The sequence below is a fragment of the Spirosoma luteum DSM 19990 genome, assembly GCF_000374065.1.
Classification (GTDB): domain Bacteria; phylum Bacteroidota; class Bacteroidia; order Cytophagales; family Spirosomataceae; genus Spirosoma; species Spirosoma luteum.
This window is the reverse complement of record NZ_KB893255.1, coordinates 27,378-52,333: the sequence shown is the minus strand read 5'-3', so window position 1 is coordinate 52,333 and position 24,956 is coordinate 27,378. Positions and strand designations below refer to the sequence as shown.

Here is a 24,956-nt window from a genome sequence, read left to right as displayed (position 1 = left end):
CGGGATGAGGGCTGACGGTGGGTAACTACTAACGATGCCCTTCCGGAAGCAGTGCAACTGGAAACTGCCCAGGGGCGACCGGCCTGAAAAGCGACCCAAAACGGATACATTGCCGGATAGCGCACCGACAACTGACTCTTTAGTCTGATCACCACCGGGCTATGCGGTAATTTTCCGGTGCGGATGTCTTTGTGAGATATCGTCGACGAATCTGTTCAGTATCGGCGAAACGCAACTTTTACTAAGCAGTCCATGGAAAACAGGCGCGATTTTATAAAGAAAGTAGGCATTGGCTCGGTGGGTGTAGCCCTGGGTGGCTCCGTTTACGGGATGAGTGCCAAAAGCTATAGCCGAATCATCGGGGCCAACGAGTTAATCCGGGTAGCAACCATTGGTGTTAACAGCCGGGGAAACAGCATGGGCGGCACCATTGCCGGTCAGAAGAACGCCGAAGTCGGTACGGTGTGCGACGTGGATTCCCGCGCTATTCCGAAGGCCATAAAAACCATTCTGGGTACCAAACAAACCCAGACGCCCAAATCAGAGAAAGACTGCCGCCGGGTACTGGAAGATAAATCAATCGACGCTATCTACATCGCTACCCCCGACCACTGGCACGCTCCACTCGCCATTATGGGTTGTCAGGCGGGTAAGCATGTGTACGTTGAAAAACCGCTTAGTCATAATCCGCACGAAGGGGAGTTGGCCGTGGCAGCAGCCCGGAAATATAACCGGGTAGTGCAGATGGGTGCCCAACGGCGGTCGGCCCCCGTGCTGACGCAGGGCATCGAACAACTGCATCAGGGCATAATTGGACGCGTGTACATGGCCAAAACCTGGTATACCAACAACCGGAAAGCAACGGTACTTAAACCCGGCACCGTGCCCGACTGGCTTGATTATGAGTTATGGCAGGGCCCCGCTCCCCGAATGGCTTACAAGGATAATCTCATCCATTACAACTGGCACTGGTTTTGGCACTGGGGCACCGGCGAAGCCCTGAATAACGGCACCCATGAGGTCGATGTGGCCCGCTGGGGATTAGGAGTCGATTTCCCAATTCGGGTTAGTTCCGTTGGGGGGCGCTATGAATTTAAAGATGATTGGGAAACGCCCGATACCCAGGTTATTATTATGGATTATCCGGGCCGCGTTTCGCTGATGTGGGAATCCCGCAGCTCGAACGGACGGAAGATAGAAGGGCAGGACCGGGGCATTATTTTCTACGGCGAAAAGGGTAGTCTGGACACGGGGGGTGATAATTACACCGTGTATGACCTGGATGGAAAGCTGGTGAAAGAAGTGAAATCAGTAGAGGAAGGCGATGTGCAGGGCCGCAACACCGCCAGCCCCAGCTTAGGGATGGACAACCTGCACGTCATGGATTTTCTGGATGCCATCCGAAACAATCGCCGGCCAAACTGCGATGTAGAAACCGGTTATAAAAGTGTGGTGGCCATGCAACTGGGCAACATTGCCTGGCGTGTTGGCCGCGGACTGAGCATCGATCCTAAAAACGGCCATATCATCGGCGATAGTGACGCGCAGAAGCTATGGAGCCGCACCTACGAAAAAGGATGGGAACCGAAGGTATGAGTAAGTAGAGTTGAACACTCCTTTTCGTACGTTGTCATACGTGCAGCGGTAAAATACCAGGCAATTTTTAACTACCCGATTATGAAAACAGGACTCATCCATACGACTGTAAGACACCCAACCATCTATTATAAATTGAAACGACAGGTTGTTCTGGAATTTCAGCCACAGATGGAGGGAGCTGTCGGCTGGCGGAGAGACTGGCTTCGGTGGAAGCGCGGTATCACCCTGGAAATACGCTACAACGACCTCCTGTTTTCAAAACAGACCAGCCTACGTAGTTCGTTGATACGCGCTTGATTATCCAGCATATCCAGACCTATACACAATCATTAAAATTGTCCGTTGAAAAAACATACTTTTTCAACGGACAATTTTAATGTACCTTCCGTACTATGCGCAAAAACCTATTCGCTTTGTTCACGATACTGATTTTCTTCACCCTCGTTATCGAAGCGTGTACAAAAGACGATGGGAACACCAACATTACCCCAGCAGTAAGCCAACCGGTCCAACCCGGTGGGGTCAGCCCTGCGATTGGTAATCCAATCACTAATGATACGGCGGCACTGGGACAGGCGCTGTTTTGGGACCCCATCCTGTCGGGTGGTAAGGACGTAGCCTGTGCTACCTGCCATCACCCCAACAACGCTTATACCGATGGTCTGGACCTTTCACTGGGTCCCAATGCTGTTGGCTACGGGCCAAACCGCCGGTTTCTGCGGCCGAACGATGTGACGGTTACCAGGCGAAATACCCAGACTATACTCAATGCGGCCTTTAATGGCATGGATGTCAGCGGGAAGTATGTGCCGTTAACTGCGCCGATGTTCTGGGATTCGCGTACGCAAAGCCTCGAACATCAGGTGACCCACCCGCTGATGACCTTTGAGGAGATGCGCGGCCATGCCTACAGCGAAGCCGTTACGTTAGATACGCTGGTGGCTCGTTTGACAAAAATTGCTGAGTACCAACAACTTTTTCAAACTGCGTTTGGCAGCCAGGGTATTACGTCGGCTACCATCAGCCAGGCTATTGCGGCCTTCGAACGAACCCTGGTAGCCATGAATGCACCCTTCGACTACTACCAGAAGGGCAACAAAACGGCACTTACTGAAGGACAAATAAGGGGAATGCAATTATTTAAGGACGAAGGCTGTCCCATTTGCCATTCGGGCCCAATGTTTTCCGACTACCAGTTGCATGTGCTGTCGGTGCCCGACAATACCCAGCTTGCCAGTTCTGATGCGGGCGCAGGTGGTACCTATGCATTCCGAACCCCCTCGCTGAGAAATGTTGGGCTGACGGCACCCTACATGCACAATGGAGTCTTTCAGACCTTAAAGCAGGTAATGAAGTTTTACGATGATATAGGCGAACCCATTTCACAAAATCCGCATGTGTCGGTACCGCAGTTAGACCCAAAAATACAGCGAATCGCTTTGGGCACTACGGAGCAGGAGCAGCTCATTTCGTTCCTGAACGCCCTGACTGACCCTGATTTTGACAAGTATATTCCGGCTCGTGTTCCCAGTGGTCTCAATCCGGGGGGCAATATCCGGTAGCGTCTATTGCAGGGAGCGCAAAGCTTGAAAGCAGCTCTACATAGACCGAACTGTTGTCAACCTCATGCCGTGCTGAATGAACGGAAAGCCAATGTAGTGATAACGAAGTCGACGGGGATACGCACTAAAAAGTTGCTGGTATAAAGGGCCTGGTTGGAGTGAAGCCCGCTACTTTTCTGCTTTCAATGATTTTATGGGATCGCTTTACGTACTCAGTAGGTATAGCAGTTATGGAGGGTTGATCTAAAAGGTCAGTGGGGTCGCAGGAGTGTACTATTCGTCAGCCTCAGGGCGGTTTCGAACTGTGGGTCTTCATGGGCCAGCCTGTCTGCAATGGTAGGCCGCACGGGGTAGTCCGGCAATACGCCCCGTCCTTTCGGTTGTCGGACGTAATCCTCCGGTACGTCGGTAAAAATACGAATGACCGGTATCCTGACCTGCAACTGACTGTTGGGTAGCACTAACGTCAGGTAACGCCCACCACTGGCACCATAATAACAGCCGCCGGTTTCTTCGCCTACGACCAATGCCCGTTTGTATCCGTGAGCCAGCGCCACAAATTCCGACGCGGCCGACGCTGTTCCGCCATTGGCCAGTACAATAAGCTTATCCCTAAAACCATACTCGTTGACTGGCTTTCGGGTCGAGGTGCCCGCATACAGGTAATCCATAGCGTAGGTCCCGGCAGCCGTTCGGGTGCCTTTTAATTGCGCAAAAGCCGCCTGATTTTTAATGTGCGGGCCGTACGTAATGGGTTTAGCCAGCCGTTCGGTCTTTTTCAGGTGCCGGAAGGGCCGCGCTGCTATGTACGAAAACAATTCCGTTACGTTCTGATTATTGCCCCCGCCATTGTCCCGTACGTCAATAATCAGTGTCCGGATATTTCGTTGGTTAATTGTCCGAAAAATAGCCCTGATGCTGTCCCGAAATGCGCTGTTGTTCCGCTCAAACGTGGGCAGAGTCAGTAAGGCGACGCTGGCTTTCGGAAAGGCTAAGTCCATTGCTTCTGAACGATGAGTGGCAGCCAGTTGGTTGATGGCTGTCGGCGACAAGGCCGGTACTGTACACTGAACCGTTCTACCCGTCGGCTCCCGAACCGTCAACGCGAACTCCCTGGGCTGACCCACCAATAAGGCAAATCCCTCCCGGAAAACGCCTTGGGTCAGCAGGTACTCTTTGAACGTTTGGTTGTACCCATCGGCCGGGATAGCCCGTAAAAGCTGGTTTGTCAGTTTATTGATTGGCTGGTTATTGATGGCCAGCAGCTGGCTCCCTTCGTGCAGGGCGTTACTATAGTTTTTTTCGATGTACACCTTGCCTTTGTCCGGATAAAGGGCCAGCGGCAACACTCTGGACATTCGCGTAGGCTGATGCCTAGGTCTATCCGAAAAACTAACGTTGGTATGCAGGCATCGGACATGGGCAATAACGGGCAGCAGCCGTGTCAAAAACTCAACCTCCGACATATCCTGATTAAGTTGGGCGTAGGTACTGTCGAAATAAGCGTCCATCCTCCCTTTAGCGGTATACCAGTACAGACCCGGATGTGCTTCCTCAAGTGTTTTGCGCAGGATACGAAAGTCCTCCCGTAACTCAGTAGTACTGATTGGTGCATCCGTTACGGCAGCAGTTGGCTGGCAGGAGGAGGTAACCAGCCCAATCAACAGCGGTACGAGCAGCCGGTTGAATTGTCTGTGAAATTCTCTTGCTATTTGATTCATCACATCGCCATTCAGGTTCTCAGAATTACCCCAACTAAAAGCCCCGGTAGCATGCTAGAGCCCTAGACTAGTGCCGACGCATAAATTCGCTGGACAATTTCCTGTAGGACAGCGCCCTGCTCAGCGGTGCAGACGTTGGACGGTTTCCCGGCGCAGGCATCCAGAAAAGCCGCTGTGTTTTTTAGCTGAATGTCCACCTCTTCCAGATACGGAAACTGCACATCGGCCAGCTCACCGGCCAGTTCGGTGTGGAGCGCAAACGGAAAGAGTTTTACCCCCCCTTTGCTACCGAACAGTTCCAGGTTACGGTCTTTTTCTACCTGCGTGTTCAGGGCAAACGAGGCCGATAACATAACGGATGCTTTGCCGGGAAACGACAGGTACGCCATAGCCGCATCCTCCACCTCGAACGTGGCTGGATTCCAGTCGCCCATCAAGCCTTTGCCACCCGCTTTGCCAATAAAATCGTAGGTGTTACCCAGCACGGTATCGGGTACCTGATAATCGAAGGCGCAGAGGGCCAGGTCGAGCACATGAACGCCGAGGTCCATCAGTGCGCCACCGCCCTGCATAGCCTTGTTGGTGAAGTAACCCCAGCCCGGAATACCCCGCCGACGCAGAAAATGGGCCTTGATGTGGTACATATCACCGAGTAGTCCGTCGGCTTTGCAGCGCGTGAACAACTGCCATTCGGGCGTTTGCCGAAGCTGGAAGTTGTAGGCCAGTACGCGCCCTTTTTGGGCGGCAAGGTCGGCCATTTCACGGGCGTTTTCGGCGTTCAGGGCCGGGGGTTTTTCGCAGAAAACATGGCAGTTGTTTTCCAGGGCCTCTATCGTTTGCGGATAATGCAGGTTGTTGGGTGTGCAAATAACCACCACATCCGGCGCACACTGCTGGTAGAGTTGGGCCGTGCTGTCGAAGGCGTGGGCAATACCGTGTGTATCGGCCAGGGTTCGGGCTTTACCAAGGTCGCGGCTGCAAACCGCCACGATGTCTACTTGATCCGCCAGCTGTTTTAGCGCGGGAATGTGGTTTTTATCGGCAATGTTACCGCCCCCGATAATGGCTGCTCTGCGTAAGGTCATGCCGCAAAGAAAGCGAAAAAGCAGTCTGACTGTACATGAGCCACTAACCCAAAAACGCCTAAATGCATTGAGCCCAGCCCCGTTTAACGGGGCTGGGCTCAATGCGGTTATCCCTAAGCAAAATCAATCCCACCGGTTTTAGTACACGTCGGGTTGCCGGTGCGGTTACTTCTTGCCGCCACTTACCGACGACGCAGGTTTGCCATCGGCGGCTTTTTGGGCGGACTTAGCAAAATCCCCCGCTTTGATGATGGAGATTTTGCTGGGGTCGATATGCCTTTTCATGGCGGTATTGACCTGTTCGGGGGTCAGGCTCTCCATTTTCTTCTCGAAATCGGCATCCCAGTTCATTGTCCGGTTCAGGTACAGGTAGTTGTTGAGCGTACTTGACAGCGAGGGGTCCTGCGCCCGCGATACCATCCGCGACTGCAAATAGCCTGACCGGGCCGCCTGAATCTCCTCAGCCGTAAAGCCATCCTTTACCACCCGCTCCATTTCTTCCCGGAAGGCTTTTTCCAACCGCTCGGCATTGTCGGGGTTGTAGATGGCGTAGGTCATAAACATACCCGTTTTGTCGAGCGGGTTAGCCGATAGCTGCGAACCAACGCCGTAGCTGATCCCTTCCTTCTGACGAATACGGGTAGCCAGCCGCGAGTTCAGGAAGCCGCCACCCAGCATGTAGTTGCCCAGTACCAGTGCCGGATAATCGGGGTCGTCGTCGCGCAGGGGGATGTTCACACCCGCCAGCATAAGGGCGTTGGCTTTATCGGGTGTTTCGATGGACTGCGGGCTAGGCTTCACGTCGTTATAGACCGACACCAACCGGCTGAACGGCTTTTTGGCTTTCCAGGTACCAAACTCACCCGTTACGGCCTTCTTCACAGCGGCCTCGTCGAAATCACCGACGGCGGCAAATGTGGAGCTCTGTGCGCCGTAGAAGTCTTTATAAAACTGCTTGAGGTCGTCCAGCTTGGTGGCATTGATAGCGGCTACCTGCTCGTCGGGCGTTTGGGTGTACCGAACATCATCTTTCGGGTACGGGTTCATGGTGCGCTGAAAGGTCATGCCGGCAATGGCCTGCGGCTCCGACCGCTGCGACTCGATTTGCGCCAGTTGCTCCTGCTTCAATTTATCGAACTCGTTGGCATCGAAAGCCGGATTCTTCAGCATATCGGCCACCAGTTTAACAACGGCGGGCAGATTCTCCTTCGTCGTTTTGATGTTGGCGCTCACCTGATTGCCTCCGCCAAAAACGTTGACCTGTGCTTTGAGTTTGTCGAACTCATCTTTCAGTTGCTGCCGGGTGCGGGTAGTGGTGCCTTTGTCGAGCATACTGGCCGTAAGATCAGCAATGGTGCCTTTATTCTTCAGGCTGTTCACGTCGCCGTAGCGCAGGGTCATCCGGGCATTTACTTCGTTGCCACGGGTGGTTTTGGGTAACAGGGCCAGTTCGATGGTGTTGGCCTGTTCGGTGCGGTGCGTACGGCTCTCGATGTTGGCGGGAGAGGGGTCAAATGCTTCGCCCTGGGCCACCAATGCGCGACCTTTGTAGTCCTTCACCATCGCGGCAATATCGGGCGGGTTCGGCACGTCGACGCGGTCCGGCGAGGGGTCTGGCTCAAAGATACCCACGGTGCGGTTTGAGGGTTTGAAATAGTATTTGGCCACCCGCTGCACATCGGCAACGGAAACCTTCTCCAGCGCGTCGCGGTAGAGGAAACCCAGCCGCCAGTCACCGGTAGCGATAAATTCACTCAGGGCCAGACCCACACTTTCCGCGTTTTTAAACTGAAGTTCCAGGTCTTTCAGTATGGTCGCCTTGGATCGGTCGATTTCCTCTTTGGTGGGCGGCACAATGGCTATCGAATCCAGCGTGTTAAGCAGGGCGGCTTTGGCTACATCCGTCGATTTCTCTTTGAGTAATTCGGTGGCGAAGTATACGTAACCGGGGTCTTTGGTCGTGAACGAATACCCGTATTCCTGCGCGGCTTTTTTGGTTTCGATCAACGCTTTGTACAAACGCCCACTGGGTTCGCTGGTCAGCACATCGGTGATGACATCCATCGTGGGATAATCGGGGTGCGAGCCGGGCATGATGTGGTACAGCGACGATACAACTTTGGTATCGCCCATGCGCCGGAGCGTTACGTTCCGCTCGCCATCCTGCGTAGGCTCAATGCTGTACGTGGGCTGCAATACCCGCGTGGGGCGGGGAATGGCCCCAAAATACTGATCGACCAGTTTCAGGGTTTTGGCCTCGTCAATCTTACCGGCTACCACCAGCACGGAATTGTCGGGCTGGTAAAACTTCTTGTAGAACGCCTGAAGGTTGGCAATGGGTACTTTCTCGATGTCGGAGCGGTTACCAATGGTGGAGTTGCCGTAATTGTGCCAGATGAAAGCGGCACTCACCACGCGCTGGTTCAGCACGCGGCCGGGGTTGTTTTCGCCACTCTCGAACTCGTTCCGTACCACCGAGAACTCACTCTGGAGGTCTTCGTTCTTGATGAACGAGTTCACCATCCGGTCGCTTTCCAGGTCGAGGGCCCAGTTCAGGTTCTCGTCGGTAGCGGCAAACGTTTCGAAGTAGTTGGTCCGGTCGAGCCAGGTGGTACCATTAGGCCGGGCACCGTGGGTAGTCAGTTCCTGCGGAATATTAGGGTGTTTGGTCGAGCCCTTGAACACCATGTGCTCCAGCAGGTGCGCCATACCCGTTTCGCCCAGCCCTTCGTGCCGGGAACCGACCAGGTACGTCATATTGACGGTGATGGTGGGCTTCGACGGGTCGGGAAAGAGGAGTACTTTCAGGCCGTTCTTGAGCGTGTATTCCGTAATGCCTTCAACGGATGCACCTTTGGTAATACCGTCCGGTACGGCCACGGCGGCTGGTTTATCCTGAGCGGAGGTAATCCCCAGGCTACTGACCAGTAAAGCAACGGCCAGTGTACCGATTCGTACAGGGTTGTTTCGAATAAACATAGGATTAGTTGGGAAGTCTAAAAACTAAGCGTGTAGTTACGTATAAATGACCAGTTTATCAACCGATTTTACAGCGGGTTGGCAAAATTCAGGATAAGCGGTTGGATAGGTCAGAATACCAGATTATCGATCAGCCTGACCTTTCCCAGATGGGCGGCCAGACAAATGGCCGTCTGGCCCGGAGCCAGTATTTCGTCTGCTGGTTGCAGCGTATCCGCATTGGCTATTTCCACATATTCCAGCGTAAAGGCCGGGTAGCTTTCGAAAAGGGCTTTTATGGCGTTTTTAGTCTGTGCGGTAGTATGTCCCCCGGTCAGCATTTTGTGAGCCTGCGTCAGCGCCCGGAACAGCAGGGTAGCCTGTGTCCGCTCGGTGGCAGTTAGGTTACGGTTGCGCGACGACATGGCCAGCCCGTCGGCTTCCCGCACGGTAGGGCATCGAATCAGCTCGACCGGAAAGCTCAGGTCTTTGGTGAGTCGCCGGATTACGGCTACCTGTTGCAGGTCCTTCTGCCCAAAATAGGCCCGGTCGGGTTGAATGATATTGAACAGTTTGGCCACCACAATCCCCACCCCGTTGAAATGCCCCGGCCGGAAAGCACCTTCCATCGTGGTTTCCAGGGCCCCAAAATTCAGTTGGAGCAGGGGGGAGTCGGCGTACATTTCAGACACGGACGGAACAAAAACCAGGTCGCAGCCCGCAGCGTCGAGGAGGTTGTAATCGGCTTCCAGCGTACGCGGGTACCGGGCGAGGTCGTCGGCGTTGTTGAACTGTACGGGATTGACAAATACGCTGCTCACGACAACCTCGTTTTCCTGACGGGCGGTTTCGAGGAGGGTGGCATGTCCTTCGTGCAGGGCGCCCATAGTAGGCACTAAACCAATGGATTGCGTAGAGCGTATACTCCTTAGCTGCTGGCGCAATCCCGCAATGGTATCAAATTGAAGCATACTCGGACGGTGAAAATGAACGGGTGCCATTCGGGAAAATGGGTAGTGCCTGACTACCCGTTACGTTCCCTTTTGACCCTTCTGATTACTTTTTTTGCACAAATCTTATTGAAATACGGGAAAAATTTGTATAATTTTGCAAGTTTTTTGGTTCACTAACGCCAACACACGCTTCCCAATTTATGAGCAAATTACGCATTCTCTACGTCGCCAGCGAAATCAATCCCTTCCTGAAAACGTCCGATGTCGCTGACTTCGTCCGCAAATTACCGCAGGCTATGCAGGAGCGGGGGATGGAAATAAGAATTCTGGTACCTCGCTTTGGGTTAATCAATGAGCGTAAGAATCGCCTGCACGAAGTGGTTCGGTTGTCGGGCATTAACATTGCGGTGGGTGACGACGAAAAGCCGTTGATCATCAAGGTAGCGTCCATCCCAACGGCCAAACTACAGGTCTACTTTATCGACAATGAAGATTATTTTCAGCGTAAATACGTTTTTCACGACAAAGAGAACCGGTTCTACGCCGATAACGACGAGCGGGCTATCTTCTTCTGCAAGGGCGTGCTGGAAACGGTGAAAAAGCTGGGCTGGGCTCCCGACATCGTTCACTGCAACGACTGGATGACGGCCCTGATTCCGCTTTACCTCAAAACGACCTACAAAAACGACCCGATGTTTAAAGACACCAAGTCGGTCTTTACGGTCTATAACAACTCATTTGAGCACCGGTTTGAAGGCGACATCATTGAAAAAGCCCGCATGATGGATATTGACGATGAGATGCTGTCGGAGCTAAAAACAGCTGACTTTGAAGGGTTTATCCGAATCGGCTCTACGTATGCCGATGCGGTGGTACGCGCCGAGGAAGAGACGAGTGAGAGCCTGAACGCTATCCTGACCGATTTCACCGAGCACAAATTTGATACTGTGGAGGATGAAGACGTCACGGATCGTTATTTTAACCTGTACACACAGCTATTGGGATAAACGCTACTTTACATTAGTACATTCAGGCATTGGCTCTGAAACGATTGAAATTTTTCAGCGGATTATAAATCACCGCAACAAAAAGCCGGAATCTCCGGCTTTTTGTCTTTTTTTACGGTTGACTTTGGCCAATATGATGGGTTGTAGTTTATTATACCATCTGGTCCGGGACTATTTTGGCATCAATAGTGGAAGGGAGTGGGGTAAGCCAGTTCGTTTTACTCTGAAAAAATAACTGTAACTATGTGTGGTATTGTAGCGTATGTGGGTCACCGGGAAGCGTGTCCAATCGTACTGAAAGGGTTGAAGCGTCTCGAATATCGGGGATATGATAGTGCAGGCGTCGCCCTGATGAATGGGCAGGGCCTGAAAGTATATAAGAAAAAAGGCAAAGTTGTTGCGTTGGAGCGGGAACTGGATGGCAAAGAAACCCACTCCACCATTGGCATGGGCCATACCCGCTGGGCCACCCACGGGGAACCCAACGACGTGAATGCACACCCTCATTACTCGTTTCACCGCAAACTGGCCATTATCCATAATGGCATCATCGAGAATTACGCGGCCATAAAACAGGCCTTGCTTAAAAAAGGGCACATCTTCACCAGCGAAACGGATACCGAAGTACTGGGTCAGTTTATCGAGGATATCTGGGAGAACAACGGCGGAACGCTGGAGGATGCCGTGCGGCTGGCCCTGCAGGAAGTAGTAGGAGCCTACGCCATTGTGGTCATGAGCGAAACCGACTCCACGCAGTTGATTGCCGCCCGCAAAGGTTCGCCCCTGGTCATTGGGGTAGGGGAAGAAAATGAGTATTTCCTGGCTTCCGACGCTACCCCGATTGTGGAATATACCAAAGATGTAATCTACCTGAACGATTACGAGATTGCCGTTATCAAAGAGGGTAACCTGAAAATCGTTAACCTCGATAACACGACGACAACGCCCTATGTCCACAAAATTGAGATGGAGCTGGCCGCCATCGAAAAAGGAGGGTACGACCATTTCATGCTCAAGGAAATCTTCGAGCAGCCCCGTTCCATTGCCGACTCGATGCGGGGACGGGTGCAGGCCGATGCAGGCATTCTGCAACTGGGTGGTTTGCGTGATTACATGGATAAACTGGCCCGGTCGGAGCGGATTGTCATTATTGGCTGCGGTACCTCCTGGCACGCCGGGCTGGTAGCCGAATACATTTTTGAAGAGCTGGCCCGAATTCCGGTGGAGGTTGAGTATGCGTCGGAGTTTCGCTATCGAAACCCCATTATCAAAGAGGGCGACATTGTCATTGCCATCTCACAGTCGGGCGAAACGGCGGATACCTTGGCCGCTATCGAACTGGCTAAAGCCAAAGGAGCTACCATCTTCGGGGTTTGTAACGTGGTGGGTTCGTCCATTGCCCGGGCCACGGATGCGGGGGCATACACCCACGCCGGACCCGAAATTGGGGTGGCCAGTACAAAAGCCTTCACGGCACAGGTAACAGTACTAACGATAATGGCGCTGGAAGCTGCCCAACGCAAGGGTACCATATCGGAGTCATTGTTCCGACAGTTGCTGGTAGAACTGGAAAGCATTCCGGCCAAAGTGGAAATGGTGTTGCAGGCTGCCGACAAAATCAAGGAAATCGCGTATATCTTCACCTACGCCCGCAATTTCATTTACCTGGGTCGGGGACTAAACTTCCCCGTTGCGCTGGAAGGTGCGCTGAAGCTAAAGGAAATCAGCTACATCCACGCCGAAGGCTATCCGGCGGCCGAGATGAAACACGGGCCCATTGCGCTCATCGACGAGGACATGCCGGTGGTGGTGATTGCTACCAAAGACAGTTCCTACGAGAAAGTAGTCTCGAACATTCAGGAGGTGAAAGCCCGCAAAGGCCGCGTGATTGCCATCACCACCGAAGGTGACACCGACCTGCCCGGCATGGTCGATTTTACCATCGAAATTCCGAAGGTGCACGATATGCTGATGCCGCTGGTTTCAGCGGTGCCGCTCCAGTTGCTGGCCTATTACATTGCCGTAATGAGGGGCCGCAACGTCGACCAGCCGCGTAACCTGGCCAAGTCGGTAACGGTGGAGTAGGCGGTTAATTTTTCGGATTTGGGACGTCGGATTTCGGATTTATTGCTGACGCTGGAGCCACTAATGCGTCAGCAATAAATCCGAAATCCGACGTCCCAAAGCATAAACGCTGTATTCGTTTTATACTGATGCGACTAATCCGGCTATTCCTATTCCTGCTGCTGGTATCTGGCAAACCGACCAGCCAGGCGCAGTCGCCAGTCCGCGCCCGTGATCTGGGCATCCCGCTCGACGGCAAGCCCGGTGTTTACAATGCCATCACAGACGTAAAAGGGGTGGAGGTAGGCATGGTCACGCTTAGTTCGGGTAGTGGAAAGCTAGCCGTGGGTAAAGGGCCGGTTCGGACCGGGGTCACGGCTATCCTGCCACGGGGCAAAACCTGCGACCCGGTTTTTGCCAACTGGCACGCGCTGAATGGCAATGGTGAAATGACGGGCACCACCTGGGTCACGGAATCGGGCTTTCTGGAAACGCCCATCCTGATTACCAATACGCACAGTGTGGGGGTGGTGCGCGACGCGACCATTGCGTGGGAAGCGGCCCACAAGTACTACAAAGAGCTGGCACCGGATATCTGGTTCTCCTATCCGCTCGTGGCCGAAACCTACGACGGTGCCCTGAACGACATAAACGGGTTTCACGTCACTAAAGAGCACGCCATGCAGGCACTCGACGGCGCCAAAAGCGGGCCGGTGGCCGAAGGAGCCGTTGGGGGCGGTACCGGCATGATTTGTCTGGGATTCAAAGGGGGTACCGGTACGGCATCGCGGGTGGTGAATGGCTATACCGTTGGCGTACTGGTACAGGCCAATTTTGGCAGCCGGGCGCAGTTAACCATTGCGGGGGTGCCGGTAGGGCAGGCGTTGCTCGATACGCTACCCTGGCGCATGAATGGGGAGCCGGTGTACGGCAAGCCTAAAGCCAAAACATCGGACGAACGCGGTTCTATCATTGCCATTGTAGCCACGGATGCCCCGTTGCTGCCGCACCAGTTGAAGCGGATTGCCCAGCGGGTGTCATTGGGTATCGGTAAAATGGGTGGGGTAGGAGGTAATAGCTCCGGCGATATTTTTCTGGCGTTCTCAACGGCCAATCCGGGTGCTTTCGACCGAAAAGCCACCACAAAACCGGTTGAGATGTTGACCAATGATAAGATAGACCCGCTCTTTACGGCTACGGCTCAGGCCACGGAAGAAGCCATCCTGAATGCGCTGGTAGCGGCAAAGGACATGACCGGTATCAACGACAACTTTGTGCCCGCCCTGCCGCACGAAACGATACGGAAACTACTGAAACAACATAACCGGCTCAATACCAAATGAGTCGTACTAATAGCCTTCCAGCCAGTCTCGGAACGCCCCCGCTTTTTCTTTACTGACGATGAGTTCGAGTTTGTCGTTCGGGGTTTTGAGTAGGACTTGTAGTTTCTGACCGTCGTGAGGCCGGTATCCGGCAATGGCATCGAGCGCAACTACACACTGTCGGTTGGCCCGGAAAAATCGGGCCGGGTCGACCAGTTCCGCCAGTTCGTCGAGGGTTTTGTAATCGGTAACCAGCTTTTTACCCGCCGTCGTATGCAAATAAATTAGTTCATTCCGCAGGAAATAAGCGACCTCTTCCTGCGGTACAGACACAATCTGCCGGAGGTAATGGCCCGAGAACCGGCGTTTGTAGTGAGGTACATTGCTGGTTTCGGTCAGTTGCGCCATGGCCTGCCGCAACAGCTCGCTAAAATCCGGAACCGGACTCGCCGACCAGCGATGAAATTTCTCCAGGGCTGCCTTCAGTTCGTTCGGGTCAATAGGCTTGAGCAGGTAATCAATGCTGTTCAGTTTGAACGCACGAATAGCATACTCATCGTAAGCCGTGGTGAAAATAACCGGTATGTTCATCCCAACCTGTCGGAAGGCATCAAAACTCACTCCATCGGAAAGCTGAATATCGGCAATCACTAAATCGGGAGTGGGCTGGGATGCGGTAAAATACGTACAGATGCCTTGCACACTCCCCAATGGCCCCTGAATGGTCGCTTCCGGCTCCAACTGACGCACCATTTTCTGGAGTTGCCGGGCAATCAGCGGTTCGTCTTCGATGAGGAGAATGGTCATGATTTACGGGTTTTGGTGTAAAGTTGATGGTCTTGCCGGGTCACCGGTGAGGTTGGCTGACGCATCGAGAGATTGTGTATGCGTCAGCCAACCGAGCGACGCAATGCCGTATACCAAAATCGTAAACTACAAACCAGCGTCTATTCACCAGTTAGCAAAGGAATCTGTACCCGAAAGGTTTCGCCATTATCGCCTACGTCAACTGGTTTCGGTCCCAGGTAGCTATACAGCAGTTTAAGGTTTTCCAGTCCCTGCCCGTTCGAGGTGCCAACCTGTCGTTTACGCTGGATAGGATTCGACACGGCAATATAGCCATTGTGCGTACTGATGGTCACCGTGAGCGGGTGGGCTTCGCTGATGATATTATGCTTGATGGCATTCTCGATTAAAATTTGGAGCGTTACCGGCACAATCTGCTGATCCAGCACGCTGTCATCCACCTGACAGGTAACCGCAAACGTTCCAGCGAAGCGGGTATGAAGCAATGAGATGTAGTTTTTGATGAACGCCAGTTCAGTTTCAACCGTTACCAGCGATTTGTCTTTGTGTTGCAGCACGTACCGGAACACCTTCGATAGCTGCTGCAAAAACTGCCGGGCCAGCACGGGGTTATCGTCAATCAAACTATCCAGCGACGACAGGCTGTTGAACAGGAAATGCGGGCTAATCTGATTTTTCAGGCTGTCCAGTTGCACCTGTACTTTCTCCTTCTCGAGTTGTGCCGTCCGAATTGCATCTTCCTGCCAGCGTTTCAGCAGATGACTGGCGATAAAACCCAGACAAATGACTGTATTGACCAGGAAAACCATAATCCCGATAATGAGGAAGGTGTAGCCACCCAGTAAGGATACGGCAGGTGGAAAAAAATAGCGACTGACGAAATAGCTGACAATCAGGAACAGTATTTTAACTACACTCCATCCGCCCAGCACCTGTACGACAATTCGCCAGCGGGCATTCTTCTCGAATGGAAGTCGGTAATTGAGCCACTCGTTGAATTGGAAGTGGAAGGCCCAAATCACGTTCAATGCCCCGAATGACAGCACGAAAAGCAACGCCTGCACCGGCCAGGTCAGGCTGGGAATGAGCCACTGCCGGACGGCAATACCCCCGACGGCGGTTGCCAGCAATAGCAGTTCGACGTATTTATTGAACTGGATTTTCATAGCTGGCGATAATCATCCCATCCGACATTTCGATAACCCGGTCGGTTCCGGCGGCAAAATCGGGGTCGTGGGTAACGGCAATAATAGTCTGCCCTTTCCGGGCCAGGTCGCGGAAAATGGAAAATACGTTATCGCCATTGGCTCTGTCGAGGTTGCCCGTTGGTTCATCGCCCATGATGATGGTGGGGTCGTTGATGAGGGCGCGGGCAATGGCCACCCGCTGCTGCTGCCCCCCCGACAATTTACTGGCTGGTTTGCGGGCAAAGTCCGCCATACCAATAAGGCGTAGTTTCTCCATGGCCCGTTCCTCCACCTCTTTTTCGGGGTACTTACCCAGCTTGAGGCCGGGCAGCATCACGTTTTGCAGGGCCGAAAATTCGGGCAGCAGAAAATGAAACTGAAACACGAATCCCAGGTGCTCGTTGCGAAAGCGGGCCAGAAAATCCTGACTGCGCCCCGTCAGTTTCGTGCCCGCCATCTCGATTTCACCGTCGTATGCGGTGTCCATCGTCGAGAGTAGATAAAGCAGCGTGGATTTACCGCAACCCGATTTGCCGACAATGGCCATGAAGTCACCGGCCTGCACCTCAAACGTAATATCCTTCAGGACCTGAAATTTCGTCGGGTCGTAGAAGTACTTGTTAAGATGATGGGCTGAAAGAACAGGAGGCATAAGAATGATGAATTATGAATTATAAATGATGAATGATTCGTTGTGAATGATGCTGCCCTGTCATCGCCTGATGACTCATCCATCATTTATAATTCATCATTTATCATTAAAAAGAACTATCCCCGCAAAATAGCGACCGGGTCTACCTGCGCGGCTTTTCTGGCGGGAAAATACCCTGCCAAAATTGTGGTGATAACCCCGAACAGCAGCCCCATAACGTAATATTTGGCGGCAAAAATGACCGGGAAGGTCTTGATACTCAGGAAATCACCCGCATCAAAGGGCGTGATAGACAATAAATAGCTAATCCCAAACCCGATTCCCAGTCCCATCAGTCCACCCGTAAAGCCAATGAAAACGGCCTGCAACAGAAAAATAGCGATAATGTCGCGGGCATCGAACCCCGTGGCTTTTAGGATAGCGATATCCTTTATTTTGTTGATGACGGTCATATTCATGATGTTATAAATCCCGAAACCGGCCACCACCAGCAGCGTGATGGACACCACATAGGTGAGCATATTCCTGATTTTCTCCCCCGCCAGAATCGCCGTGTTAGCCGTGGCCCAGTCTTCAGTATAATAGCCGTACGTAGCCCGCAGTTTCTGGCCGAACGGCAGGGCCTGCAATGGGTCAATCATCTTGATGTGGATGTCGGTAATGTAGCTGGGGTCGCGCTGGAGCATTTCCTGCACGGTGGAGAGGTTGCCATAACTCCTGGTATTGTCCACCGTACCCACACCAAACCCGAATGTGCCCACCACCCGCAGCACCCGCGTGGTACCTTTAGGTGTGGTTACCGTCACCTTATCGCCCACCCGAACGTTCAGCTTGCGGGCCAGTACCGTACCCATAATCAAGCCGTCGGGGTTGGTTTTGAGGGCGTTCAGACTACCCGATTTAAGCCGGGTATATAATTTGTACAACCGGTTCTCGCGGTCGATGTCAACACCCGAAATGGTACCCGACAACTGGATAGGGCCGTTGTTGTAGAACACCTGCGTGGCTACCTGGGGCGACACACCCAGCACGCCCGGTTCGCGTTCGATGCGTTCGGCAATGGTTAACCCGTTTTTTATCCGCGACTGTTCGTCTTTGGGCTTCTGGTGATAAACCACGTTGAAGCGACCGGGATTCAACTGCTCGATAAGGCTGGGGCGCTGGGTGTTTACCTCGTTATACAGCCGGATGTGCGGACTGGCATCCAGGGCCGAATCTTCCAGAAACTGGTTGACGCCCTGCATAAACGAAATCATGGTGATAAACATCGCAATGCCAAACGTCACGCCCAGCATAGCCACCAGCGTTTGCCGCTTTTTGGCCGTCAGGTGCGTTTGGGCAATCTGGGATGCGATGTGAAGATCCATTCTAAATGATGAATTATAAATGTTGAATGATGACCGGACCACTGGAGTTATGATGAATGATTCTCGTTACCTGCATCATTTATAATTCATCATTCATCATTATTTTCGACTTCTCGGTTAGCCCACTTTTCACCTCGACCAGATCGAAGTTTTCGGCTCCTTTCCGGAATTTGACCTTCTGCTTTTTGCCGTCCTGCTCCACCCAAACGCTGTCGCTGCCTGTCACGTACGTTTTCGGAATGGTCAGCACATGCTTGTTCTGGCTGATAATGATGTTGGCTTCCACCGTGAGGCCGTAATAGGACGCCGGTTGTTCGCCGGCGAATTCGGCATCCACCCGAAACGACTGGTCGGTACGGTTCAGTTTGGGATATACCTTGCTGACCCGCGCCCTGAATACCTTATCGGGATAGACATCGGCTTTCAATACCACTTCCTGCCCCACGCGCATCCGCCCAAAATCGCTTTCGTCCACCGCCAGTTGGGCATACAATCGGCTGCCGCTGCCGACCAGCGCCAGTTGCTCACCCGGCTTCACAATTTCGCCCGGTTCTTTGTACACTTCGTATACCTTGCCATTCACAAAACTCCGCACCCGCGTGTTCTGCCCCGCCACTTCCGTACTGACCAACTGACTGCGGTTGTTAGCCACCTCCAGCCGAATCTGGTCGCGGCTGCGCTGAAAGGTGTTGAGCTGGGCACGGAGGTTATTGCGCGATACCGTATAGTTCAGTTCGGCCCGTTCCAGTTCGGCTTTGGAGGTAGCGTTCTGGTTATGTAGCTCCCGAAAGCGGGTGTAGTTCACGGAGTCGTTGGCTACCCGGATGCGGGCGTTGCGGACCTGGGCTTCCAGTTCAGCCAGTACGGGCGAGTTAGCACCCAGGTTAACCTGCGCCTGCCGGTACGCATTGGCAGCCGCCTGCCGACGGGCATCTTCCGTGGCGCTCTCCAAGACAAACAGCAACTGGTTTTTACGGATGGAATCGCCCTCGTTCACCAGCCGCTGTTGTAGAATACCCGTGGCATCAGCCGTAACCGTGTACTCATTGCGCGGGTACACATTGCCCGACGCATACACCGCTTCGGTCAGCTCCCGGTACGCAGGCGATGTACTATCGGTGCGTTGCTGGCAGGCCGTGGCAAACAGTAGTATAAGGTAAAGACTGATTTTCATTGGATATCAAGGATTGATCATTACGTTTTTCGTATCTACCAGTATAACCAAATGATAAGGGATAAATAAGCAATCAGGCAAATTTGTAATGCATTATGAATTTGACTAAATCGTTGATTATAAACATCTAACGCTTTTAAATCCTTACAGGGTTAATTGGCCGGGCTTCATTGACCGTTCCGGATTTGTAAAATCGTTTGATTGATAAACACAGTCGACAGTGTAGTCAGAAACCGGTTCTGTGCCGTGAGCACTTCGTTGAACACGTTCAGGTACTGGTCGTAGGCGAATAACCCCGACCGGTATTTTATCAACGCAATCTGCACGTTCTGGCTGCTGAGTTCGTAGTTCTGCCGGTTTACATCCAGCGACCGGACGGCCTGATTATAGGTGTTCCGAACGTCTTCCGTATCGGTGTTCTGTTTGTTGCGTTCGTAGGTCAGTTCCGACTCGGCCAGCTTCAGTTGCAGCCGGGCGCGGGTCATAGTACTCAGGCGAAGCCCGCCCGTATAAATTGGCCAGTTGAACTGCAACCCCGCCACCCCAATCCGGTACCAGGGTTCGCTGGTGTTCAGGAAGTTGATCTGCTGGCGCTGTGCCTGCTCCGTAAATCGTCCGTAGGCCGAGAGGGTAGGCCAGCGGGTAAGTCGTTCGCGGTTGAGCTGCCGTTTAGCCAGTTCAACTCTGGCTTCCCGAAGGGTTACCTGCGGGCGTTCGGCAAGGGACAATACCGCAGCCGAAACAGGTATACCAACGGGGCGGCTGACCAGCGTTTCCGACAAGACCAGACTGTCTGTCGGGGCCAGGCCGAACAGCAGTTTCAACTGGTTCATGTTGCGGACGTAGCCTAGCTCGTTCTGGTAAAGTACGTCGGCGGTAGTGAGCTGCACTGACCGGATGCGGTTGTATTCCAGCGGCTCAATCAGCCCTTTGTCCAGCCGGTCGCGGGCTATCTGCGCCAGCGTATCGGCCGCCGACAGGTTGCGTTGGGTAATGCGAATGGCCGACCGGGTGAGCAGGGCTGCGTAGTACACACGGGCCGTTTGGGTCGAAATGTCGTCCTGCAATACCAGATTCTGACCGTCGGTGATGCGTATGTTTTGCGCTACGATACCCAAATCGGCGCGGGCCGGGCGATTGATAACGGGAACCGTCACTTCGGCACCGGCGGTCAGTACGTAGGGTAAGCCAAACCGGATGGATTGGTAACTACCCGGCGGGCCACCAAACAGTTCGGTGGGTATCAGCTGGACCGGAAGGGCGTAATTATAATCGAAGTTGGTGAAAAAGCGGGCCTGCGGCAGCAATACCGACCGGGTAGCCATCTGTTGCTGATCCTGTACGGCGCGACTCTGGCGGGCGTTCACCAGTTCCGGGTTGGTACGTCGGGCCAGGGCCAGGGCTTCCTGAACCGTAGCCACCACCGTTTGGGCGGAACCGGTACCAGCGCAAAACAACAGGCCGATGAGAAAAAACCGATGCATACATCAACAGAATGGATGGTCAAAGGAAATGAAAATAGGATAACAAAACTGACCCGTTTACACGAAGCGGAAAAAAATAGCCGTAAAGCAACTAATTTCAGAACTGGAAAGCAGGAAGTCACGACACGTACGCTGTTTCCAGTAGAAAAGAGTGAAAAGACGTTTTTATGATAAATACCCGGACGTATCAGCAACCCTACGGGCCAGGCGAGGCTTTGCCCTGAACAGGCTGCCACCGGTAAAAATTGAAAAGCACCTTGTTTTATTTACCAAATGACGACACGACGAACGTTTCTTAAAAATGCCGGGGGGGGCCTTGCTCTGGCCACCGCAAGTCCGGCCGTACTGCTGGCCAACGCTCCCGAAAAGACCCGTGCGGTCGGTGATGACCCGTTTAAACTGGCTTTGGCAGGTTATACCTTTGTTCATTTCAAGCTGGATCAGGCGCTGGAAATGATGCGTAAGGTGGATGTGCATCACCTGTGCATCAAGGATTTCCACCTGCCCCTCAAAAGCACCGCCGACGAAATTGCGGCCTTTCATGAGAAGTTGAAGCAGTCGGGCGTAACGGGTTATGGCGTGGGGCCAATCTACATGAAAACCCAGCAGGCGGTTGATGATGCGTTCGACTACGCCAAGCGGGTGGGCGTAAAGCTGATTATCGGGGTTCCTAACCCGGAGTTGTTACCCTACGTGGATAAAAAGGTGAAGGAGTATGATATGCGCTACGCCATCCACAACCACGGTCCCGATATTGAACTGTACCCCACTGCCAAATCGGTGTATGATGCGGTGAAGGATTTAGACCCCCGCATGGGCCTCTGTTTCGACATGGGGCACGATAAACGCTTCGGCGACGACCCCATTGCCGACCTTGAAAAATACAGCAAACGTATTTTCGATATGCACCTCAAAAACGTAACGGCCCCCACTAAAGAGGGGAAAACCTGCGAGTTGAGCCGGGGTATTATCGACATACCCGCGTACGTGGCTATGCTGCGAAAAGTGAAGTACGATGGACATTGCGCGCTGGAGTATGAAAAGGATATGAAAGACCCGCTGGCCGGTATCGCCGAATCGGTCGGCTATTTCAAGGGCGTTACCGAAGCGACGAAATCAGGTAAACGGAAGAGTTAGTACTGCGTAGAACGCAAAAATCAATCGATACTCAATGGAGAATTCGCGTAGAGAGTTTATCAAAAAAGCAGCTTTGGGTACGGCGGGTGTAACAATCGGTGGTCTGGCGCCGGGCTTTTCACCCAAAAGTTACGCCAAAATAATGGGGGCCAACGAGCGGCTGAATCTGGCCATTATTGGACTGGGTCGGCGTTTGGGGGCCTACTACGACCCCATTGGCCGGAAAGACAGCAACGTAGAACTGATGTATATGTGCGACGTGATGAAAAAACAGCGCGAAGCCGCCGTGAAGAAGTTCGCCAAATACATCGACTACACGCCCAAGCTGGAAAATGATGTCCGCAAAATCATTGCCGACAAAAACGTGGATGCCCTCTTCATTGCCACCCCCGACCATTGGCACGCGCCCGGCACCTGGATGGCTGCGCAGGGAGGCAAGCACGTGTACGTAGAAAAACCGTGCAGCCATAATCCCCGCGAGGGCGAAATTCTGGTAGAGGTACAGAAGAAATACGGCAAAGTCATTCAGATGGGCAACCAGCAGCGGTCGGCGGTGGAGTCCATCGATATCATCAATCAGATTCATAGCGGTGCTATTGGCAAGGCCTTCAAAGCGGTGGCGTTTTATGCCAGCGCGCGGGGTGAAGTGCCCCACCAGAAAAAAGCGCCCGTTCCGGACGGGCTGGACTGGGAACTATGGCAGGGACCGGCCCCGCACCGGGAGTACACCTCAGAAACCTGGGACTACAACTGGCACTGGTACGGCTGGAACTACGGAACGGCCGAAGCAGGTAACAACGCTACCCACGAACTCGACGTAGCCCGGTGGGCCCTGCAGGTGGAACACCCTGAATTTGTGAGCGTTGAAGCCGACAAACGCTACTTTAAGGATGATGGCTGGGAGGTGTACGACACCATGGAAGCGACATTCCGGTTTCCCGGCAACAAAATAATTCAGTGGGACGGTAACAGCCGCAATGGCTACAAAACCTTTGGCTCTGACCGGGGAACCCTGATTTACGGCACCGAAGGCACCGTTTACGTCGACCGGAACGGGTACACGCTGTTTAATCGGGAGGGAAAGAAACTAAAAGAAAGTAAATCGACCGAGGAGGAAGCGGGTACAGCCCTGGGTGGTGGCGGGGGCATGACCACCCGGCACGTCGTTAACTTCTTCGATGCCATTCGGGGGAAAGCCAAGCAGGCATCGCCCATCAACGAAGGGGCTACCAGCACACTGCTCTGCCACTTGGCGAACATTGCGTACCGCACGAATAAATCGTTCGCGGTCGATACGAAAAACGGGCACATAAAAGATGACGAAGCCATGAAACTATGGGGCCGTCAGTACGAGAAAGGCTGGGAGCCGCCCAAGGTATAAGGCCGGAACAACGGTTAGCTACAACAAAGAAGGCCGGAACCCAGGGGTTTCGGCCTTCTTTGTTGATATGTACCTGATGCTACTATAAATCGGCAACAGCCTTATGAATCTCGTCTTTGGTCTTACCGGTTTTCTGCTGAACCTTACCCCACATTTCATCTTCTTTCCCTTCTTCGTAGGTCAGATCATCGTCGGTGAGGTCACCCCAGGCTTGTTTAATCTTGCCTTTCATTTCATTCCAGCCACCCTTTGCGGTTGTCTCGTTCATAGTCGTAGTGATTATAAGGTTGGATGATTTTAAGTAATCGCTCTGATTACACCTATATAACTAAGCCACGACAAAATTGTTTTCTGCGATGTGCCGGGCGATCCGGTCTGAATCTACATTGAGGCCATAAATGACACCCGTTAGCGGGGTTGTATACCCTAAAAAATATAGACACCGCAGGCTCTTTACGTCTGACCAGAGGTTTTTCGGGAACCCTTTTTCATTCAGCACTTTGCCGGCCAGGTCAGTACCCAGCACGGCTTCCAGCGCGGGCCGGTAACCCGTTGCCAGTACGATGGCATCGAAGGGTAACTCCCGCCCGTCGCTGAACGTTACGGTTTTGGCGTTTATACGGTCAATGCCGGGTAGTACGGTAATTTTACCCGCCTTTATCTGGTCAAGCGTACCAACGTCGATAACGGGAATTTTGCCGCGCCGGGTGTCGTAGGAAGGAGGGTGTTCGGGTTTGCCCAGCCCGTAGGCCGACACATCGCCGATGTCGATTTTCTGGGCTATTCCCGTTACAAAATCATAAAACCAGTTTGGGAATTTGCTTAGAAAAATGGCGGTTGGCTGGGCAGGTCGCCCGAACACATCCCGTTTGATGATGTTGACTGGCCCCCGCACCGAGATAAAGGGATTGGCGCCATTTTCCAGTAAATCCAGTGCCAGCTCGGCCCCCGTGTTGCCCATGCCTACCACCAGCACGTTTTCATTGCGGAACGGTGCCCCATTCCGGTATTCGTGGCTATGCCAGATGATGCCCCGGAAGGTACGCTGACCGGGTAACTCCGGCTTGTAGGGAACGCGATTGTAGCCGGTTGCAACAATGACCCGTTCGGCCGTGAAGGTATCGGTCTGGGTTTGCACCCGCCAGGTTCCGTCAGCCGGGTTTGGCTGAATATGCGTAACCGTTTGATTGAACAGGGGCTTTATGCCAAACCATTCGGCATACTGCTCCATGTACTCAACCAGTTGCAGCCGCGACACGTACGTGGGGTAAACGTCGGGGTAGGGCAGGTGCGGTAAGGCCGAGTACTGCTTCACCGTGTGCAGGTGCAGCCGGTCGTAATGGTTGCGCCAGCTAAAGCCGATGTGTTCACTGGCTTCGAGCACCGTAAATGGCAACCCCCGGTGGGCCAGCTGCCCGGCCATAGCCAATCCCGCCGGGCCTGCTCCAATGATGAGTGTGTGCATAGAAGTTTGAGGTTTGACGTTAGTTGATGCT

Annotated in this window: 21 protein-coding genes; 9 read left to right on the top strand and 12 right to left on the bottom strand. The window is 53.2% G+C overall.

The window, feature by feature from the left end; genetic code table 11:
* The first annotated feature begins 252 nt into the window (after window positions 1-252).
* The 3 genes from B156_RS0112220 (at window position 253) to B156_RS0112215 (ending at window position 3,161) form a co-directional block, all read left to right on the top strand.
* Window positions 253-1,596: a Gfo/Idh/MocA family protein gene (locus B156_RS0112220; protein ID WP_018620008.1), complete on the top strand. Its 1,344-nt coding sequence runs from the start codon at window positions 253-255 to the stop codon at window positions 1,594-1,596.
* Between the two features lie 81 nt (window positions 1,597-1,677).
* Window positions 1,678-1,896, top strand: a complete 219-nt coding sequence (locus tag B156_RS31380; RefSeq protein ID WP_157627020.1) for a hypothetical protein — start codon at window positions 1,678-1,680, stop codon at window positions 1,894-1,896.
* A gap of 95 nt (window positions 1,897-1,991) precedes the next feature.
* A complete protein-coding gene (locus B156_RS0112215; protein WP_018620007.1) occupies window positions 1,992-3,161 on the top strand; it encodes a cytochrome-c peroxidase in 1,170 nt (389 codons plus the stop codon).
* A gap of 251 nt (window positions 3,162-3,412) precedes the next feature.
* Here B156_RS0112215 and B156_RS0112210 read toward each other — a convergent pair whose 3' ends face one another.
* From B156_RS0112210 to panC, 4 genes are all read right to left on the bottom strand, one after another.
* Window positions 3,413-4,882, bottom strand: coding sequence for a S41 family peptidase (locus B156_RS0112210; RefSeq protein WP_018620006.1), 1,470 nt, complete (start codon window positions 4,880-4,882; stop codon window positions 3,413-3,415).
* A gap of 62 nt (window positions 4,883-4,944) precedes the next feature.
* Window positions 4,945-5,967 carry a Gfo/Idh/MocA family protein gene (locus B156_RS0112205; RefSeq protein ID WP_018620005.1) on the bottom strand — a complete coding sequence of 341 codons (1,023 nt, stop codon included), beginning with the start codon at window positions 5,965-5,967 and terminating at the stop codon, window positions 4,945-4,947.
* 165 nt (window positions 5,968-6,132) lie between these two features.
* Window positions 6,133-8,946 carry a M16 family metallopeptidase gene (locus B156_RS0112200; protein ID WP_018620004.1) on the bottom strand — a complete coding sequence of 938 codons (2,814 nt, stop codon included), beginning with the start codon at window positions 8,944-8,946 and terminating at the stop codon, window positions 6,133-6,135.
* Between the two features lie 110 nt (window positions 8,947-9,056).
* Window positions 9,057-9,896 carry a pantoate--beta-alanine ligase gene (gene panC / locus B156_RS0112195; protein ID WP_026260789.1) on the bottom strand — a complete coding sequence of 280 codons (840 nt, stop codon included), beginning with the start codon at window positions 9,894-9,896 and terminating at the stop codon, window positions 9,057-9,059.
* A gap of 182 nt (window positions 9,897-10,078) precedes the next feature.
* On the opposite strand from panC, the gene B156_RS0112190 reads away from it, so the two are divergent.
* From B156_RS0112190 to B156_RS0112180, 3 genes are all read left to right on the top strand, one after another.
* A complete protein-coding gene (locus B156_RS0112190; protein WP_018620002.1) occupies window positions 10,079-10,885 on the top strand; it encodes a glycogen/starch synthase in 807 nt (268 codons plus the stop codon).
* Window positions 10,886-11,128: 243 nt separating this feature from the next.
* A complete protein-coding gene (glmS, locus tag B156_RS0112185) occupies window positions 11,129-12,970 on the top strand; it encodes a glutamine--fructose-6-phosphate transaminase (isomerizing) (protein WP_018620001.1) in 1,842 nt (613 codons plus the stop codon).
* 128 nt (window positions 12,971-13,098) lie between these two features.
* On the top strand, window positions 13,099-14,292 hold the full coding sequence (locus B156_RS0112180; protein ID WP_018620000.1) for a DmpA family aminopeptidase: 1,194 nt from the start codon (window positions 13,099-13,101) through the stop codon (window positions 14,290-14,292).
* A 6-nt stretch (window positions 14,293-14,298) separates the two neighbouring features.
* Here the strand turns inward: B156_RS0112180 and B156_RS0112175 are convergent, their stop codons facing one another.
* The 6 genes from B156_RS0112175 to B156_RS0112150 form a co-directional block, all read right to left on the bottom strand.
* Window positions 14,299-15,078 carry a LytR/AlgR family response regulator transcription factor gene (locus B156_RS0112175; RefSeq protein WP_018619999.1) on the bottom strand — a complete coding sequence of 260 codons (780 nt, stop codon included), beginning with the start codon at window positions 15,076-15,078 and terminating at the stop codon, window positions 14,299-14,301.
* Between the two features lie 140 nt (window positions 15,079-15,218).
* Window positions 15,219-16,244 (bottom strand): sensor histidine kinase, encoded by a 1,026-nt coding sequence (locus B156_RS0112170; protein ID WP_018619998.1) that lies wholly within the window; start codon window positions 16,242-16,244, stop codon window positions 15,219-15,221.
* Window positions 16,225-16,917 carry an ABC transporter ATP-binding protein gene (locus B156_RS0112165; protein WP_018619997.1) on the bottom strand — a complete coding sequence of 231 codons (693 nt, stop codon included), beginning with the start codon at window positions 16,915-16,917 and terminating at the stop codon, window positions 16,225-16,227. Before B156_RS0112165 ends, B156_RS0112170 begins: the two co-directional genes overlap by 20 nt.
* Window positions 16,918-17,033: 116 nt before the next feature.
* On the bottom strand, window positions 17,034-18,284 hold the full coding sequence (locus B156_RS0112160; RefSeq protein WP_018619996.1) for an ABC transporter permease: 1,251 nt from the start codon (window positions 18,282-18,284) through the stop codon (window positions 17,034-17,036).
* A 79-nt stretch (window positions 18,285-18,363) separates the two neighbouring features.
* Complete coding sequence (locus B156_RS0112155; protein WP_018619995.1) at window positions 18,364-19,458, bottom strand: efflux RND transporter periplasmic adaptor subunit; 1,095 nt, start codon at window positions 19,456-19,458, stop codon at window positions 18,364-18,366.
* Between the two features lie 167 nt (window positions 19,459-19,625).
* Window positions 19,626-20,942, bottom strand: coding sequence for a TolC family protein (locus B156_RS0112150; protein WP_018619994.1), 1,317 nt, complete (start codon window positions 20,940-20,942; stop codon window positions 19,626-19,628).
* Here B156_RS0112150 and B156_RS31760 point away from each other — a divergent pair.
* From B156_RS31760 to B156_RS0112135, 3 genes are all read left to right on the top strand, one after another.
* Window positions 20,937-21,113 (top strand): hypothetical protein, encoded by a 177-nt coding sequence (locus B156_RS31760; protein ID WP_018619993.1) that lies wholly within the window; start codon window positions 20,937-20,939, stop codon window positions 21,111-21,113. The genes B156_RS0112150 and B156_RS31760 overlap by 6 nt on opposite strands.
* A gap of 102 nt (window positions 21,114-21,215) precedes the next feature.
* Window positions 21,216-22,079, top strand: a complete 864-nt coding sequence (locus B156_RS0112140; protein WP_018619992.1) for a sugar phosphate isomerase/epimerase family protein — start codon at window positions 21,216-21,218, stop codon at window positions 22,077-22,079.
* Window positions 22,080-22,113: 34 nt separating this feature from the next.
* The gene (locus B156_RS0112135; RefSeq protein WP_018619991.1) at window positions 22,114-23,460 is read left to right on the top strand and encodes a Gfo/Idh/MocA family protein; all 1,347 of its coding nucleotides are present in this window, start codon (window positions 22,114-22,116) and stop codon (window positions 23,458-23,460) included.
* A gap of 82 nt (window positions 23,461-23,542) precedes the next feature.
* Here the strand turns inward: B156_RS0112135 and B156_RS0112130 are convergent, their stop codons facing one another.
* A complete protein-coding gene (locus B156_RS0112130) occupies window positions 23,543-23,728 on the bottom strand; it encodes a CsbD family protein (RefSeq protein WP_018619990.1) in 186 nt (61 codons plus the stop codon).
* Between the two features lie 60 nt (window positions 23,729-23,788).
* Window positions 23,789-24,925 carry a flavin-containing monooxygenase gene (locus tag B156_RS0112125; protein WP_018619989.1) on the bottom strand — a complete coding sequence of 379 codons (1,137 nt, stop codon included), beginning with the start codon at window positions 24,923-24,925 and terminating at the stop codon, window positions 23,789-23,791.
* Window positions 24,926-24,956: the final 31 nt, after the last annotated feature.

What these genes read in the sequence shown, in the direction of transcription:
- B156_RS0112135 (WP_018619991.1), top strand. Translation starts at nt 22,114, where the DNA reads ATGGAGAATTCGCGTAGAGAGTTTATCAAAAAAGCAGCTTTGGGTACG.
- B156_RS0112130 (WP_018619990.1), bottom strand. Translation starts at nt 23,728, where the DNA reads ATGAACGAGACAACCGCAAAGGGTGGCTGGAATGAAATGAAAGGCAAG.
- B156_RS0112125 (WP_018619989.1), bottom strand. Translation starts at nt 24,925, where the DNA reads ATGCACACACTCATCATTGGAGCAGGCCCGGCGGGATTGGCTATGGCC.
- B156_RS0112205 (WP_018620005.1), bottom strand. Translation starts at nt 5,967, where the DNA reads ATGACCTTACGCAGAGCAGCCATTATCGGGGGCGGTAACATTGCCGAT.
- B156_RS31380 (WP_157627020.1), top strand. Translation starts at nt 1,678, where the DNA reads ATGAAAACAGGACTCATCCATACGACTGTAAGACACCCAACCATCTAT.
- B156_RS0112200 (WP_018620004.1), bottom strand. Translation starts at nt 8,946, where the DNA reads ATGTTTATTCGAAACAACCCTGTACGAATCGGTACACTGGCCGTTGCT.
- B156_RS0112210 (WP_018620006.1), bottom strand. Translation starts at nt 4,882, where the DNA reads ATGAATCAAATAGCAAGAGAATTTCACAGACAATTCAACCGGCTGCTC.
- B156_RS0112140 (WP_018619992.1), top strand. Translation starts at nt 21,216, where the DNA reads ATGACGACACGACGAACGTTTCTTAAAAATGCCGGGGGGGGCCTTGCT.
- B156_RS0112220 (WP_018620008.1), top strand. Translation starts at nt 253, where the DNA reads ATGGAAAACAGGCGCGATTTTATAAAGAAAGTAGGCATTGGCTCGGTG.
- glmS (WP_018620001.1), top strand. Translation starts at nt 11,129, where the DNA reads ATGTGTGGTATTGTAGCGTATGTGGGTCACCGGGAAGCGTGTCCAATC.
- panC (WP_026260789.1), bottom strand. Translation starts at nt 9,896, where the DNA reads ATGCTTCAATTTGATACCATTGCGGGATTGCGCCAGCAGCTAAGGAGT.
- B156_RS0112180 (WP_018620000.1), top strand. Translation starts at nt 13,099, where the DNA reads ATGCGACTAATCCGGCTATTCCTATTCCTGCTGCTGGTATCTGGCAAA.
- B156_RS0112175 (WP_018619999.1), bottom strand. Translation starts at nt 15,078, where the DNA reads ATGACCATTCTCCTCATCGAAGACGAACCGCTGATTGCCCGGCAACTC.
- B156_RS0112160 (WP_018619996.1), bottom strand. Translation starts at nt 18,284, where the DNA reads ATGGATCTTCACATCGCATCCCAGATTGCCCAAACGCACCTGACGGCC.
- B156_RS0112155 (WP_018619995.1), bottom strand. Translation starts at nt 19,458, where the DNA reads ATGAAAATCAGTCTTTACCTTATACTACTGTTTGCCACGGCCTGCCAG.
- B156_RS0112190 (WP_018620002.1), top strand. Translation starts at nt 10,079, where the DNA reads ATGAGCAAATTACGCATTCTCTACGTCGCCAGCGAAATCAATCCCTTC.
- B156_RS0112215 (WP_018620007.1), top strand. Translation starts at nt 1,992, where the DNA reads ATGCGCAAAAACCTATTCGCTTTGTTCACGATACTGATTTTCTTCACC.
- B156_RS0112150 (WP_018619994.1), bottom strand. Translation starts at nt 20,942, where the DNA reads ATGCATCGGTTTTTTCTCATCGGCCTGTTGTTTTGCGCTGGTACCGGT.
- B156_RS0112165 (WP_018619997.1), bottom strand. Translation starts at nt 16,917, where the DNA reads ATGCCTCCTGTTCTTTCAGCCCATCATCTTAACAAGTACTTCTACGAC.
- B156_RS0112170 (WP_018619998.1), bottom strand. Translation starts at nt 16,244, where the DNA reads ATGAAAATCCAGTTCAATAAATACGTCGAACTGCTATTGCTGGCAACC.
- B156_RS31760 (WP_018619993.1), top strand. Translation starts at nt 20,937, where the DNA reads ATGCATACATCAACAGAATGGATGGTCAAAGGAAATGAAAATAGGATA.